Source organism: Herbaspirillum sp. 3R11, from assembly GCF_004563925.1.
Classification (GTDB): domain Bacteria; phylum Pseudomonadota; class Gammaproteobacteria; order Burkholderiales; family Burkholderiaceae_D; genus Herbaspirillum.
In genome coordinates, this window is the sequence record NZ_SPNJ01000001.1 from 410,528 (window position 1) to 425,215 (window position 14,688).

Consider the following 14,688-nt stretch of genomic DNA (forward strand, 5'->3'; position numbering starts at 1 on the left):
CAGGAGCCGCCATGGGCAAACCGAATCTTTTGCAAGAATGCGTGAAGCTGGGGCGCTATGCAGGCCAGACGCTGCGCCTGATGGTGGGTTTGCCCGAATACGACGCCTACGTGGCGCACATGCAGGCGACCCATCCCGAGGCCGACGTGATGAGCTACGAAGCGTTTTTCCGTGAACGCCAGGAAGCGCGCTACGGCGGCAAGGGACGGGTGGGGCGCTGTTGCTGAGCGCCCACATACATCGGATGGAGTGAATTCAAGGAAGCCTGCGGGCTTCCTTTTTTGTGCCTGCTCGCCAGAGACCCGCGTTGCAGGAGCAGCGCATTAAGGGAAGTGATGATTTCCGGCAAGTCATTGTTTTAGCGCAAGATTTCCTCGGAAAAATGCACATTGATTTTGCCTGCATTTCTGTAACACTTAAAAATATTCGATTTAAAAATAGTAGAATGTAGAAAAAAAGACAACTTTATTCACGAATACAGACATGCTCGCCACCCAATCTCCGAAGAAAGTCCTGATCGTCGACGACAGCAAAGTCTCGCGCATGGTCATCAAGGCGCACATCCTCGCCGCCTATCCTGAATGGAGCGTACAGGAGGCGGCCAGCGGCGACGAGGCGATCAGCGCGGTCGAGCGCGATCTGCCCGATTACTGCACGATGGACATCAACATGCCGGGCATGCTCGGCACCGACGCCGCCGAAATCATCCTCGCCAAACATCCGCAACTGCGCGTGGTGATTTTCTCGGCCAATATCCAGGAAGCCGCGCAATCGCGTGCGCAGCAATTGGGCGCCTTGTTCGTCGCCAAGCCGGTGACGGAAAAATCCATCGCCCAGGCGCTCGGCCATTTCGCGAGGGGTGCATGAAGGCGAAGGTCCTGTCCGAGATCCAGATCGACGCGCTCACCGAAGTCTTCAACGTCGGCGCGGGCAGGGCGGCGCTCAGCCTGAGCGAAATCGTCGGCGAAGAAGTCATGCTGTCGGTGCCGTCGATCGAGGTGCTCAAGGCCGAGGACGTCAACAGTCGCGTGCTGACGCTCAAGGATGACAAGTTCGCCACCGTGAGCCAACTGTTTTCCGGCCCGTTCGAGGCCGAGGCGGTGCTGCTGTTTACCGAGAATTACGCCCTCGAAATCGTGCGCGACATGATGGGCTCGCAGATGAGCATCGAGGACCTCGCCGAATTCGAGCAGGAAGCCATGTGCGAGCTCGGTAACATCATCCTCAACGCCTGCCTGTCGGCGATGGCGGACATGCTCGGCATCAGCCTGAACAGTTCGCTGCCGACTTACGCGATGTCGTCGCCGGACGAAATCACGGCGCGGCTGGCGGACAAGCGCGACGAGGAAAACGGGGAAGATGATGACAATGACGGAAGTTACGTGCTGGTCCTGCACATCGACCTGGTGCTCGAAAAGCACCATACCGAAGGTCATCTGATCTTCCTGCTCAGCTCGACTTCGCTGAGCAAGCTGATCTCCCATATCCAGCAGTATTTGAACAATATTCTCTGAACGGCACGTCATGAGCAGCGCGGCACCTTTGGGATTTTCTCCGGATGAAGTGGTCAACAGCATCGGCCTGGGACTGGTCGTGGTGGACAGCGAACTGAACATTCTGCTGTGGAACGACTGGATGACCAGACACAGCCGCATCACCGGCGAGCAGGCGCTGGGCAAGAACATCATCGCGCTGTTCGGCGAACAACTCACGCCGGGTTTTTTGCGTACGCTCAACAACGCCATCGGCTATGGCTTGCCGGCCATGATGTCGAGCGCGTTGCACCGTTCGCCGCTACCCTTGTTCCTCGAGCTGGACAAGAGCGACAAGCCGCTGCGCATGCACCAGTCGATCGTCATGACGCCGCTGCAAGCCAGCGAAGGCAAGGCGGCCAGCTGCCTGATCCAGATCAGCGATTCGAGCACGTCCATCAAGCGCGAAAAAATGCTGATCTCGCATTCCGATGCCCTGAAACGCGAAGCCATCACCGACGGCCTCACCGGCATCTACAACCGCCGCTTCTTCGACGAGAGCTATGCGATTGCGTTGCGCACGGCCAAACGCAATCGCAGCAGCCTGTCGCTGTTCATGATCGACATCGACTACTTCAAGCAGTACAACGACCACTACGGCCACGTCGAAGGCGACAAGGCGCTGCAACTGGTCGCCAACACCCTGCGCGCACAGATGCGCAGACCAACCGATATTTGCGCGCGCTACGGCGGCGAAGAATTCATCATGCTGATCCCCGGCTTCACGCCGGAGCAGGCCGGGCGCTTCGGCGAACGGCTGCGCGCCAGCGTCAGCGACCTGGCGATTGCGCATGAAAAGTCGACCGTGCAGCCGAACATGACCATCAGCGTCGGCGTCTGCACCATGACGCCGGACCAGACCAGCGAAGGCAAGACCTTGCTCAGCGGCGCTGACGGCGCCTTGTACCAAGCCAAGAAGCAGGGCCGCAACTGCGTCCAGAGCGCGTCCTGAGCAAATTCTGCCCAATCGCACGAAAGCTTGAACGCATGCGGCTTGCGCGCGGTCATAGACAAGTTATCCACAGGGTTGACCACATTTTCTGTGGGTAACTCGGCCGGCGGCTTTTGCGTATAATGCGGCGCTTGTCGTCATGTATTTCACCATCATCCACCATCATTTCTGCTGTCCCTATTGCCTTGCTCATGCGCCGATTCTGCTTTTTGTTGCTGGCATTCCTGTTTCCCCTGCAATTGTTTGCGGGGACGCTTGAGCCTATGGCGAATGCGGCAGCAGTAACGGACGACGCAATCGTCATTGTTTTTGAAGCGGTACTTCACGCTTCGGATCCTGTCGACGCAGACGCATTGACCGTGCAGGCAGGCGACGACGAGGCCGGCACCGATCCCGGCCCGGATCCATGGAAGGTGCAAGCCGATCTGGAAGACCAGACCCTGCCGGTGCCTGTGGCTACCTTGCCGCTGGACTGGCAATCCTTTCCCCATTTGTATCCCCACGTGAGCGGCAGCGAGTCTGTGTTCATCGGTTTGCTGCGGCCGCCTCCGGCCGTCTGATCTCCTGTCCGCGGCCGATTCTTTCCGCCGCGGCGACATCTTCTTTCCCGAATCCGGTTTTCCCGCGACGATCGTCACCGCACGGTCGCGCTCTCTTTGCATAGGAAGCATCATGAAACGCGTCATTCTTTTCCTCGTCACCAACCTGGCAGTGATGCTGGTGCTGAGCGTCACCGCCAGCATCCTCGGCATCAACCGCTACATGACCGCCAACGGCCTGAACTTCGGCATGCTGCTGATGTTCTGTGCGCTGATGGGCTTCGGCGGCTCCTTCATTTCGCTGCTGATGTCCAAGACCATCGCCAAATGGTCGACCGGCGCGCGCGTCATTGAGCAGCCGCAGAACTCCACCGAAATGTGGCTGGTCGACACCGTCAATCGTCTCGCCACGCGCGCCGGCCTGACGATGCCCGAAGTGGCCGTCTACGACGGTCCGCCCAACGCCTTCGCCACCGGCGCCAGCAAGAGCAATTCGCTGGTGGCGGTGTCGACCGGCCTGCTACAAGGCATGACCAAAGAAGAAGTGGAAGCCGTGCTGGCGCACGAAGTCGCGCACATTGCCAACGGCGACATGGTTACGCTGACGCTGATCCAGGGTGTGGTGAACACCTTCGTCATGTTCTTCGCGCGCATCGTCGGCTACTTCGTCGATTCGGCCCTGCGCCGCAACAACGAGCAGTCATCGGGTCCCGGCATCGGCTACATGGTCACGGTGGTGGTGTGCGAAATCGTGTTCGGCATCCTCGCCAGCATCATCGTCATGTACTTCTCGCGCCAGCGCGAATACCGCGCCGACTCCGGCGCTGCAAAACTGATGGGTTCGCCGACGCCGATGATCGGCGCCTTGCGTCGCCTCGGCGGGATGGAAGCGGACGGCCTGCCGCAAAACCTGCAGGCTTCCGGCATCGCCGGTCGCAGTGCGTGGATGGGTTTGTTCTCCAGCCATCCGCCTATCGAATCGCGCATCGCCTCGCTGCAGGGCCGCGCCATCGCATAAGCGCATCGAAAAATGAAGCGGCCGCCAGCAGGTTTTTTTCAGCCGTGATAAATTCCTGCGTGGCGAAAAACTTTGCATCCGATGCGAAATTTTTCGACCACGATGTTCTCGGGGCGGGGTGGAAATCCCCACCGGCGGTAATGTCGTAGCGGCGTTGTTTTCGACGTCATTGCAGCGAGCCCGCGAGCGCTTGGCGGACGCCTGTCCGTTGAGGTCAGCAGACCCGGTGTGATCCCGGGGCCGACGGTCATAGTCCGGATGAAAGAGAACGAAAACCTGCCGCGCGCATGCTGCCTGCATGCGCTCGCCGGTTTTCATGCGCCCTGTTTTTATTCGACAAACAGGAGTCCTGAACAAATGCAACACCCATCCAGCAATACCTCGTCCGCCAAGAACCGCATCGCCTTCATCCAGGCCAGCTGGCACAAGGAGATCGTCGACCAGTGCCGTATCTCCTTCACTGCGGAAATGGCCAAACTCGGCTTTGCCGAATCCAGCATCGACTTCTTTGAATTGCCCGGCGCGTTTGAAATCCCGCTGCATGCCAAGCTGTTGGCCAAGACCGGCAAATACGCCGGCATCGTCGCGGCAGGCCTGGTGGTCGACGGCGGCATCTATCGCCACGACTTTGTGGCGCAAGCGGTGATCACGTCGCTGATGAACGTCCAGCTCGAGACCGAAGTGCCGGTCTTCTCGGCCGTACTGACGCCGCATCATTTCCATTCACACGGCGAGCATCAGCAGTTCTTCCATGAGCATTTCGTGGTCAAGGGCCAGGAAGTGGCGCGCGCCTGCGCCGATACGGTGGCCAAGGTCGCGCGTATCGAAGCGGGGCAGGGCAATGTGGCGGTGCTGAACGCTGCCTGAAGTCAGTGGTGAAGACAAAACGGGCCTCGTTGATCGAGGCCCGTTTTTTTTGAGCTGATTGTCAAATCACGTCAGGGATTTGTAGCATCTTGTTACAAGGCTTACCGTCAACTGACTGGTCCCCGGCCGCGAATTGGATTTAAATACAGCTAAGGATTCAACGTTTTATTTTTAGCAAAGTATTTAAGTACCTCTAGGTACATCCAAGGAGCCATCGTGAAAAAATCTATTCTCTCCGTGACAGTCATTTCTGTCGGCGTGCTCGCCGCGAGCCTGTTTGCGACGCCGGCGATGGCCACCCATGTCGGCGTGGGCATCAACATCGGCGTGCCGGTGTATGCACCGCCGCCACCTCCGGTCTATTACGCACCTGCACCGGTGTATGCGCCGCCGCCGCCGGTCTATGTGCGTCCGGCCCCGGTCTATTACGCCCCCGCACCGGTCTATGTGGAACGCGGCTACTATCATCGCGGCCCCGGCTATTACCGCCATGGTCCACGTTATTACGGCCACGGCCATCATGATCGCCACGATCACCGTCGTTAAACCGGCCGCCAGGTTGTCCACAGTTACCCACAGAAACTGTGGGTAACCATGTGAGCAACTCTGTACAACATTGGCAAGTCGTTGATTTTATTGAAATACCGTAGCGCGCCTCAAAATCAGGCAGTTGCTTAAAAACTGTGCAGGGAGTCCTATTTGGACTCCTTTTTTTGTGGCTGCGGCAAAGGGCCGTCAAGCTCGGTTTTGCTGGCTTTGGCTGCATCATCCTCGCCCGGCGCCAGGTAACGCTCCACCGCGCCGAAGAAGCGGTCGTAGAAATGTGCTGAGCGGATGGTTTCACTGGCCACGCGCACCAGCGAATCGTCGCTCGAGCCGAACGGCATCGAGACCGAACCCAGTACGCCGACACCCAGGCTGGCTGAGTTGTTGGTCTTTTTGAGCGCATAGCGATCCTGGGTGGCGCTGACGAAGACCGACGCCTTCTGATCGGCCTTGCCATTGCCGGCGCAGACGATATGAAAGGCGATTTCGACGTGCTGGTCGCTTTCCGGCTGGAAGCTCTTGGTGCCGTCGACGATATTGGCCTGCGCCTTGCTGATGATGTAGCCCTGGCCCAACAGTGCGCGGCGCGCGGCTTCGCACACCGCAGCGTCGCTGGCGCCGAAGCTGCGCGAATAGGTGTCGGTTTCGCTGAAATCTTCCTGATGATAAAACGATGGCTTGGACGTGGAGCAGCCGGCCAGCAGGGCAACGGCCACGAGCGGCAACACGGTAAAAGCGTACGGCAAAGGAAGCGAGCGGCGCATGCCTGGATTCTCCTGAAGATAATTCGATACCCCGATTGTAAATTATCGGCAAGCCCGCAAGTCGAAGCAGAAGGTAAGGAGTGGTAACAGTAAGCGAACAGTAAACGGGCCGCCGACGCGAAATTCATCAGCCCGTTATACTGGCGATGAACACGAATATTTTGGTTTAAATGTGAATTTTCGTTTATTTCTTGTTGATATTTCTCGCCGGTCGTGACGTAAAAATTTCACTTGAGGCAGCTTCGGCCCCGCAGCAATTTGACGGCATCATGAACCGCAGAAAAGAATCGGGGACAGAGAACAGTCATGGACACACTGCAAAAATTGCTCGGCATCGAACTCCCTCTGATCCAGGCGCCGCTGGCGGGGATTCAGACCCACGCCATGGCCATCGCCGTCTCGAACGCAGGCGGACTGGGCTCGCTGCCCTGTGCGATGCTGACGCCGGACGCCTTGCGCAAGGAGCTTGAATTGATCCGCGCAGGCACCTCCAAGCCCTACAACGTCAATTTCTTCGCGCACACGCCACCGACGCCGGATGCTGCGCGGGAAGCCGCCTGGCGCACCGCGCTGGCGCCTTATTATCGCGAGTACGGCATCGATCCCGAGACCATCCCCCAAGGGGCTGGCCGTGCGCCTTTCTCCGCCGAGGCAGCGGAACTGCTGAGCGAATTCAAGCCGCCGGTGGTGAGTTTTCATTTCGGCTTGCCAGACCAGGCTTTGATCGATCGCGTACGCAAGTGGGGCGCCAAAGTACTGTGTTCGGCCACCACCGTGGCGGAAGCGCGTTGGCTGGAAGAACAGGGCGTCGACGCCATCATTGCGCAAGGTATCGAAGCAGGCGGTCATCGCGGCTTCTTCCTCACGCACGACCTGTCGACGCAAATAGGTACTTTTGCCTTGCTGCCGCAAATTGTCCGTGCCGTCAAAGTCCCGGTGATTGCCTCCGGCGGGATTGCCGACGCGGCCGGCGTGGCTGCCGCCAAGCTGCTGGGCGCAGCCGGCGTGCAGATCGGCACCGCCTACATGCTGACGCCGGAAGCCTTCACCAGCGCGCCGCATCGCGCCGCACTCAAGGGCGCCGCCGCCGAACACACCGCGCTGACGACCTTATTTACCGGCGGTCCGGCGCGCGGCATCGTCAATCGCGTCATGCGCGAGCTGGGGCCGTTGAGCAGCGCCGCGCAAGTTTTTCCGCTTGCCACCGCCGCGATTGCGCCGTTGCGCGCCAAGGCGGAGGCGCAGGGCAGCGGCGATTTTTCCCCGCTGTGGTCGGGGCAGAATGCACGCGGCTGCAAGGAAATTCCTTCGGCCGACCTGACCCGCGAGCTGGCGGCCGGTTGGAAATAAGTGATAAAGAGGAGCAAAGCAGGACCAAAACACGAGCAGTGTAGCGAGTCCGCCTGCAGTCATTTGATCAGGATCAGGTCGTCGTAAAAATTGGCATAAAAAGTCAGAAGATTTATTGTTTAAGTACAGAAATTCGGTGTAATGTCTATTGCGCAATGACAAGTTGCAATCAAGATACCGAAGTGAATGCGAGTCACGGGCTTGAAAGAATTGATGCATAGTATGGTGTCGGGGGCTTCACGATGTATTTCCTTGCATGAATTAATCGGATGCCGCGTCAACCGTCAGATTCGAATAACCGACGAGCTAAAAATCATCGATGGATAAAACAAAGAAAACCGAACTGGATCGGATCCGTAGAGAGTTGATCAACGCGCATAATCGCGCCGCGTGGCATATGGCGGCGACGATCGTCAAGGCGTCGCTGGTCAAGGGCGGGATGGACGAACCGCCGACGGCGAGGGAGCTTGCCGACCTCAACGCGACGATTACCAATTTGCGCAGCGTCGCTGAAGACGCGATCGAACTGTTGAAGAAGTAGGGCGGCAGGACGAGAGGATCGTCACCTGCATCAGCCCTGGCCTGTTTCCTGCTCTGGAGACAGGTGGCGTATTTCTGGCGTATTTCCCGCAAGTTTGCTTTGCCAATCGAGCGATCGGCGCACGGATAGATCGCGTTCTTGCTGATATTGAACGCCGGCCCCCGTAGAAATGTCTTTACAATATGCTCTCGTAAAAATATTGTTTGTTTATAAATAAACAACTTGAATTTTTAGCGATTAATACAATAACGATACCGTAGAGTATTGAAATTTCTGGAAATGTTTTAAACTGGCAATAGCAAAAAATTCTAGATAAAAATCAAGAAAACCCTCGCTTTCACTAACTCGCAAGAATCAATTATCCAAAATGGCAGATGACCAATATTTCCTGGTGGTAGACGATTTTTCTACCATGAGGCGCATCGTAACGGGCTTGCTCAAAGAGCTTGAGTTCACCAAGATGGCCGAGGCCGAAGATGGCGCCGCCGCAATGAAAGTGCTGGAAGGCGGAGCCGCTCCCATCACTTTCGTGCTGACCGACTGGAATATGCCGGTGATGGATGGTCTGGCCTTGCTGAAAAAAATTCGCGCGACACCGTCCCTGGCGCATTTGCCGGTGCTGATGATTACCGCGGAAGCGAAGAAGGAAAATATCGTCGAAGCGGCGCAAGCCGGCGCCGACGGTTATATCGTCAAGCCGTTCAATGCCGCGACGCTGAAAGAGAAGATCGAGAAGATCATCGCCCGTCGCGCCAACATGGCGACGTAACGTGGAAAGATGATGAGGGCGGCAATGCCCTCATCGGATTGATGCTCCGCCGTCAGCCGATGGCGAAGTAAGCGCGGATGTCGCCTGCAGTCCAGGATTTGACCACCGCGCCTTTCAGCAGCACCCGGTATTCGGGTTGCTGCGTTCCATCCGCAGCTGCGATCGTGCGGCTTTGCAAAACATACTCAACATTGTTGATGATGGTCGGCAGTTCGATACATTGGTGACCGTCAGGCATTCTTCGTTTCTCCCTTGAATGGCAAAATCCTAGCATGAACTTTTCGCTTTTCGCGGGACGTTTTGTGTAAAACAGGTGAAATTTTTTCGCGTGCTTGTCGCTTTGTTAAAGCTTGTCGAAATAAATGTGCATTTATGCAAATGAAACTGCACGTTTGATTGCCATTCCGATCATTTTCTCTTCCGCCAATATCCTCCAACGATCGATTCTCGTCTTCCGTCTTTGCACAACTTTGCGGCGTTTTACCGTGCGCGAACGAACTTTGCCAGCGCCGGTTTCTATACTTGGCGCATGCCTTGCGATGACGTGGGGGCAACTTTGATGCGAGAGGAAATGGCATGACCTTCGACTGGCTCTTGCACGTATTGGCAGTAGTCGCGATCAGTGTATTTGCAGGCGGGATCTGGATAGTGGCCAGGCAGGAACTGAGCGCCTGAGGAAGTCCTGCTTGCCGCCATGGCGGCTGTCGCCGCGGCAAGCAGGATGGGTTTGATGGGGCAAGCGGATTAACCGCCGCTGCCGCTGCCCGCCCCACCTGCGCCAGCGCCGCCTGCACCGGCACCCGCGCCGCCGGAACCGCTGCCACTATTGCCGCTGCCGCTATTGCCGCCACCCGGCGGCTTCGGTGCAGCGCTGCTGTCCTTCGGTTGGCGCATGCTCTTCTTGGACGATTTGGTTTTCGACTTCGACATGTCGTTGTTCACGGTCTGGGCCGAATCATTGGTGGTGCTGGTGCCGGCAGTACCTGTGCTGGCCTGGGCATACGCGCCCGCACTGAAAGTGGCGGCGACGAGGACTGCAATGAGTTTGGAATGCATGGTGGTCTCCTTGGATGTGGACGCCAGGCAGACGCGTGGCGTGTTCAACCATCCTAAAGAAGATCGTTCTCATTGAAAGTCGGCAAGCACCGCTACACGATGTCGGAGTAGGACGGACGGCTTGTAGTGGTTTGCGGTCGTTGCCGACGCTACGACGCTCTGGTACCGACGCCCATCTGCAAGCCGCGCTGCCGTAAATAGTCGTCAAACGCCTGTGGACCGCCCGCCGGATCGGCACATGCAATGTAGGAGTCGGGCCGCAGCAGATAGGCCGCATTGCGCGCGAGTCCGGCGTGGTGGTGCTGCGCCGCCCATGGAAAAACATGCAGCGCGATACCGCGTGCGGCGGCCCACTCGGATAATTCAGGACGCGCTTCGCCGTACACATGGACTTGCCACACCGGTGTCGCCAGGCTTGCAAAGTTGTCGCCGCCGTGCGTCGGCGCCCATGGCAGTCGGTCGCCACCGCGTACGGCGCCGGCCTGGCCTGCGCCGAGCGGGCCGTGACGGTAGCTGATCGTGGTTTGCGACACCGTGCGGAACAGGAACTCGCGCGCCATCGGCAAGCGCACCGCGCGCGGCAGCAAGGCGGGTGCGAGTCGCGTGCGCACCACCTTCGCCAGATTTCCCGGCGAGGTCACCAGCGTGAAGGCGCGGTCGGTGGTCTGCACCAGGCGTCGCGCGAAAGTAAGACGTTCCGCTTCATAACTGTCCAGCAGACTGTCGCCGGCTTCACCGCGCAAGACCGCCGCCAGTTTCCACGCCAGGTTGATGGCGTCGCCGATGCCGGTGTTCATGCCCTGGCCGCCGACCGGACTGTGCACGTGACCGGCATCGCCGGCGATGAATGCGCGACCGGCGCGGAAACGGTCCGCCACGCGATGATGCACGTGATAGCTGGAGAACCAGTTGACCTTGTCGACCTTGATCTTCATCTCCCGCAGGGCGCGTTCGGAGACATCTTCAAAATTCAGCGCTGCGGCTTGTCCGTTGCCGCTCAAACCACTCACCCGATCTTCGCGGATGGTGCCGACCAGGCGCGCACGGCCGCCCGCATTCATGCCGAACACCGCGACGAAGTCTGCCTCGCTGAGATCCACATGCACCTCGCCGTTGAGCGCAGGCCCGCTGCCTTCGATGTCGGCAACGTAGAACAGCTGACGGTACGTGCCGCCGGAAAAATCCGCCCCCAGGCTTTTGCGCACCATCGAATGGGCGCCGTCGCAGCCGACGATATAGCGCGCCTCGCAGGTCTGTGCGCGGCCGTCGGCATCGAGGTAACGCGCACTGACATGCGAACCGGCATCGCTGTAGTCGATGAAGTCGATGCCGCGTTCGATCACGACCCCGGCCGCCTGCAACCGTTCGGCCAGCAGTTTTTCATGACGATCCTGCGGAAAGATCTGCAGGAACGGGTAGGGGGTGAGACCTTCACCGATCGCGCCGAGCTGCACGTGCGCTTTGTGCTCTCCTTCGGCCCACAGGTTGAAAGCCTGGGCCCGATGCCCGTCTGCCAATACTGCCTCGGTCAGGTTGAGCTGGCGATACAGTTCCAGCGTCCGCGCCTGCACCACCAGCGCGCGCGACGCCGTGCCCGGCGCAGCCGCCTTGTCAAGGACACGCACGCGCACGCCGAATTTGTTGAGCCACAACGCGAGCACCATGCCGGTAGGGCCGGCACCGACGATCAATACTTCATGCTGTTCCATTGGATATTCCTTTCAATGAGGGCCGAACCGCTAGGCATCAATATGCGCCACCAGCGGCAAATGGTCGGACGCAATGCGCGCCAACGGGCTCGCGTGCACGTGCACGCGCAACAACCGACGGCGCGGGCTGATCCAGATGCGGTCGAGCGAAAACAGCGGCCAGCGCGCCGGGAACGTGCGTGGAGCCGGGACCGCATCGAAGTGCGACACCAGCCAGCGCAATGGCCGCCCCCAGACAAACCATTCGTTGACGTCGCCCATCAGGATCACCGGCATGCGGTCGGTATCGAAGGCTTGCAGCAGGCGTTTGATCTGATCGCGCCGTTCGGCCGGACGCAGGCCCAGGTGCGTCGCCACCACGCGCAACGGCTGACCGTGGCAATCCAGGTCGGCATCGAGCGCGCCGCGCGCTTCGTGACTGCCGAACGACAAGTCGATGGCGCGCGTCGCCTGCACCGGATAGCGGCTCAGCACCGCGTTGCCGTAGCGACGCTGCGGCGTATCTTCGGTCGGCCCTTCCACTGCATGAAAGCCGGTGGCGTCCTGCAACACCTTCAGCACATCCGCGCTTTCTGATCCGCCCAGCGGCACTTCCTGCAGCGCGATGACGTCAGCGCCGATGTCGAGCAGTACACGCGCGATGCGTTCCGGCGCGAAGCGGCCATCGGTTCCGATTGCACTATGGATATTGTAGGTGGCGACGGTCAGAGGCCACGGGCTGGGCGGCGTTGTGTGCGCCGGGGGCGCCAGCACGGCAGCGAGGTCATTCATCGTGCGCCCTTGGGCTGTTGTGAAAACAATTTCTGCAAGCCCAGCGCCATGCCGATCAGCAGCGCTGCCATGCCGGCCAGCAAGGCCATCGTCGCCAGGCTGGGATGGCGAATCGCCTCCGCCAGATTATGCGCGAACGCGACGGTGAGGATGATGCCGGGCGCCATGCCGAGGAAAGTGCCGATCAGATAATCGCGCAAGCTCAGGTGCGACACGCCGGCAACCACATTGGCGATCGTGAACGGCGCTACCGGCAGCAGGCGGATCACCACCATGGCCGGAATGCCGCGCTGCGCGAAGCGACGGCTGAGGCTGTTGACGCGACGCCCCAACAGTTGCTGCAGCGTCTCGCGCCCGAGCCAGACCCCGAAGCCGAAGCCGGCCAGCGCACTGAGCAAGGATCCCGCCAGCGCATACAAAGCGCCATAGAACGGTCCGAACACGATCCCGGTCACCGCAATCAGCAAGGTCACCGGAAACATCAGCATGCCCGCCACGAGATACACCGCCATCACCGCCAGCGGCGTGAACGGCAATGCTTCAAGGCCGCGCGCCAGGGCGATCAGCGAGCTCAGGTTAAGCCATTCGCGCAGCGGCGTGAAACGCCACGCCAGAGCCAGTGCCAGCAACAGGATGCCGAACACGCCGAGTCCGATCAGGCGACGCGGCACCGGCTTGCGTGCATGGCCCGGCACGAACTGCGCAATCAGTTCATCGGGATTGATCGGTGTTTCCGGATCGAACATCACCTTGTCCGGCATGACAGCTTCGATCTGCGGCAGCAGGACCGGATCGAGCGTGACCACGGTGCGGCCTTCGCTGTGCAGCGCGGCGATGGCGGCATGCAGTCCGGCGCGGCTTTCAATTTCTTTTTGTACAGTTTCCACACTGGCGTCGAGATGCTCGGCCAGCAAGCGGTTACGCATGTCCACAATCGCGGCACGGATGCGCGCCTGCTGCGCTGCATCGCCGTGGGCTTCGACAATCAGATTGCACTCGGTGTCATATGCCATCGAACGGTTGCTCATGTTGGCCGAGCCGACGCAAAACAAACGATCATCAACGGCGAATACCTTGCTGTGCACATTGAGGCAGCCATCCTGCTCGCCGGCCAGCTGCGGGCAATACATGCGATAACGGTCGTGACGGTCAGCGGTTTTCAGGCGCTGATGGATGCGCGCGCGCAGATGGCCCATGGTGGCTTGTTCCAGCCAGCCGCTCTGGTTTTGCGGCGACACCACTGCGACTTCCGGCGCGTCGTCTTCAGCCAGGCGCGCCGCCAGCGCATCGTGCAGCACGTTGGCGGTGAAGTACTGGTTTTCGAAGAACAAGGAATGCTGAGCAGCGGCGATGGCGTCGAGGTAGAGCTGGCGGATTTCGTAGACGCCCGGCACGCCTTCGCGTTCCGGTTCGGTGCGTGCGATGCCGATCTCGACATCGCTCAGGTCGGGTTCCATGCCGGCCGGCCAGAGGTCGTCGCCACCTTCTGCCTGGTTCTGCGCCAACGCAGGTCTGCAGCCGGCGCGCAACCAGCGGGTGCGCGCCAGTTCGCCCAGCGCAGCCGCGGCTTCGCCGTCGAGCATGGCCTGCACGTCGTGAAAAGGACCGTACGCCTTGCCGTCGATGTCGCGGCGCAACGGTTGATCCGGCGCATGCTCCGGCGTGTCCCAGCGGTTGCGCGTGAGGTCGATACCGCCTGCGAAGGCCAGCTTGTCATCCACCACGACAATCTTCTGATGATGTGAAGCGCCGACCGGATGACTGGCGTCCATATGGAAGTAAAGCCGGCTGCGCTTGCGCCAGCCGTGTTTGTAGGCCGGCGGCCACTCACGCTCCAGCGCATACAGCATGGCAAAATCCCAGTTGAGAATATAGACCCGCAGTTGCGGGCGCTCCTCAATCAGCGCGTTGAGGAAATCGCCCAGCGCCTCCGGATAGCCGTCGCCGGCGCCTCCCGGCACCAGCCGCATGCGGCTGTCGATGTCCCAGCCCAGGATGAACACGCTGTGCTGCGCCTGCCGGACGGCGGCGCGCACTGCACGGAAATAGGCGTCGGCGTCGATCAGCAGCTTGAAGCGGCGTGTCGGCGCAATGCGCCAGCAATTCTTGCCGGGCTCGAGCAGGCGAGATGAGGATGGCGCGGGCTCGGTGTGCATGGATTCGCTGACCTTTCGGAAATGCCTGCGGTGCAGGCGCAGTAAGGGATTTCAGCGTAGACCGTGCAGGCCGGAGCGGGTATCGGCAAATGCCTTTTTCCAAAGTCAGACAAAAAGG

General features: G+C 59.8%; 17 protein-coding genes and 1 riboswitch. Of the genes, 11 read left to right on the top strand and 6 right to left on the bottom strand.

The window, feature by feature from the left end; genetic code table 11:
* The first annotated feature begins 11 nt into the window (after positions 1-11).
* The 8 genes from E4P32_RS01865 to E4P32_RS01900 all read left to right on the top strand — a co-directional run bounded on the left by E4P32_RS01865 (position 12) and on the right by E4P32_RS01900 (position 5,454).
* Positions 12-227 carry a YbdD/YjiX family protein gene (locus E4P32_RS01865; protein WP_116433515.1) on the top strand — a complete coding sequence of 72 codons (216 nt, stop codon included), beginning with the start codon at positions 12-14 and terminating at the stop codon, positions 225-227.
* A 256-nt stretch (positions 228-483) separates the two neighbouring features.
* On the top strand, positions 484-867 hold the full coding sequence (locus E4P32_RS01870; RefSeq protein WP_116433514.1) for a response regulator: 384 nt from the start codon (positions 484-486) through the stop codon (positions 865-867).
* On the top strand, positions 864-1,514 hold the full coding sequence (locus E4P32_RS01875; protein ID WP_116433513.1) for a chemotaxis protein CheX: 651 nt from the start codon (positions 864-866) through the stop codon (positions 1,512-1,514). The genes E4P32_RS01870 and E4P32_RS01875 overlap by 4 nt, the downstream gene beginning before the upstream one ends.
* Positions 1,515-1,524: 10 nt before the next feature.
* Positions 1,525-2,484, top strand: a complete 960-nt coding sequence (locus tag E4P32_RS01880) for a diguanylate cyclase (RefSeq protein WP_116433512.1) — start codon at positions 1,525-1,527, stop codon at positions 2,482-2,484.
* 122 nt (positions 2,485-2,606) lie between these two features.
* A complete protein-coding gene (locus E4P32_RS01885; RefSeq protein ID WP_116433511.1) occupies positions 2,607-3,044 on the top strand; it encodes a hypothetical protein in 438 nt (145 codons plus the stop codon).
* A gap of 112 nt (positions 3,045-3,156) precedes the next feature.
* A complete protein-coding gene (gene htpX / locus E4P32_RS01890) occupies positions 3,157-4,041 on the top strand; it encodes a protease HtpX (protein ID WP_116433510.1) in 885 nt (294 codons plus the stop codon).
* A gap of 100 nt (positions 4,042-4,141) precedes the next feature.
* Positions 4,142-4,315: riboswitch (FMN riboswitch) on the top strand.
* A gap of 83 nt (positions 4,316-4,398) precedes the next feature.
* Positions 4,399-4,908 (top strand): 6,7-dimethyl-8-ribityllumazine synthase, encoded by a 510-nt coding sequence (locus tag E4P32_RS01895; protein WP_116433509.1) that lies wholly within the window; start codon positions 4,399-4,401, stop codon positions 4,906-4,908.
* Positions 4,909-5,124: 216 nt separating this feature from the next.
* Entirely contained in the window at positions 5,125-5,454 is a 330-nt protein-coding gene (locus tag E4P32_RS01900; protein WP_233526586.1) for a hypothetical protein, read from the top strand.
* A 149-nt stretch (positions 5,455-5,603) separates the two neighbouring features.
* Here the strand turns inward: E4P32_RS01900 and E4P32_RS01905 are convergent, their stop codons facing one another.
* Positions 5,604-6,218, bottom strand: a complete 615-nt coding sequence (locus tag E4P32_RS01905) for a DUF2242 domain-containing protein (protein ID WP_116433507.1) — start codon at positions 6,216-6,218, stop codon at positions 5,604-5,606.
* Between the two features lie 306 nt (positions 6,219-6,524).
* Here E4P32_RS01905 and E4P32_RS01910 point away from each other — a divergent pair, with 306 nt between their 5' ends.
* From E4P32_RS01910 to E4P32_RS01920, 3 genes are all read left to right on the top strand, one after another.
* Positions 6,525-7,568, top strand: a complete 1,044-nt coding sequence (locus tag E4P32_RS01910; protein WP_116433506.1) for a nitronate monooxygenase — start codon at positions 6,525-6,527, stop codon at positions 7,566-7,568.
* 319 nt (positions 7,569-7,887) lie between these two features.
* Positions 7,888-8,109 carry a hypothetical protein gene (locus E4P32_RS01915; RefSeq protein ID WP_116433505.1) on the top strand — a complete coding sequence of 74 codons (222 nt, stop codon included), beginning with the start codon at positions 7,888-7,890 and terminating at the stop codon, positions 8,107-8,109.
* Positions 8,110-8,476: 367 nt separating this feature from the next.
* Positions 8,477-8,878, top strand: a complete 402-nt coding sequence (locus tag E4P32_RS01920; protein WP_116433504.1) for a response regulator — start codon at positions 8,477-8,479, stop codon at positions 8,876-8,878.
* Between the two features lie 52 nt (positions 8,879-8,930).
* Here E4P32_RS01920 and E4P32_RS01925 read toward each other — a convergent pair whose 3' ends face one another.
* The 5 genes from E4P32_RS01925 to E4P32_RS01945 all read right to left on the bottom strand — a co-directional run bounded on the left by E4P32_RS01925 (position 8,931) and on the right by E4P32_RS01945 (position 14,570).
* Positions 8,931-9,116 carry a hypothetical protein gene (locus E4P32_RS01925; protein WP_116433503.1) on the bottom strand — a complete coding sequence of 62 codons (186 nt, stop codon included), beginning with the start codon at positions 9,114-9,116 and terminating at the stop codon, positions 8,931-8,933.
* Between the two features lie 506 nt (positions 9,117-9,622).
* Positions 9,623-9,934 carry a hypothetical protein gene (locus E4P32_RS01930; protein ID WP_116433502.1) on the bottom strand — a complete coding sequence of 104 codons (312 nt, stop codon included), beginning with the start codon at positions 9,932-9,934 and terminating at the stop codon, positions 9,623-9,625.
* Positions 9,935-10,083: 149 nt separating this feature from the next.
* Positions 10,084-11,643, bottom strand: a complete 1,560-nt coding sequence (locus E4P32_RS01935) for an FAD-dependent monooxygenase (protein ID WP_116433501.1) — start codon at positions 11,641-11,643, stop codon at positions 10,084-10,086.
* 30 nt (positions 11,644-11,673) lie between these two features.
* Positions 11,674-12,414 (bottom strand): endonuclease/exonuclease/phosphatase family protein, encoded by a 741-nt coding sequence (locus E4P32_RS01940; protein WP_116433500.1) that lies wholly within the window; start codon positions 12,412-12,414, stop codon positions 11,674-11,676.
* Complete coding sequence (locus tag E4P32_RS01945) at positions 12,411-14,570, bottom strand: VTT domain-containing protein (protein ID WP_116433499.1); 2,160 nt, start codon at positions 14,568-14,570, stop codon at positions 12,411-12,413. The genes E4P32_RS01940 and E4P32_RS01945 overlap by 4 nt, the downstream gene beginning before the upstream one ends.
* Positions 14,571-14,688 lie beyond the last annotated feature (118 nt).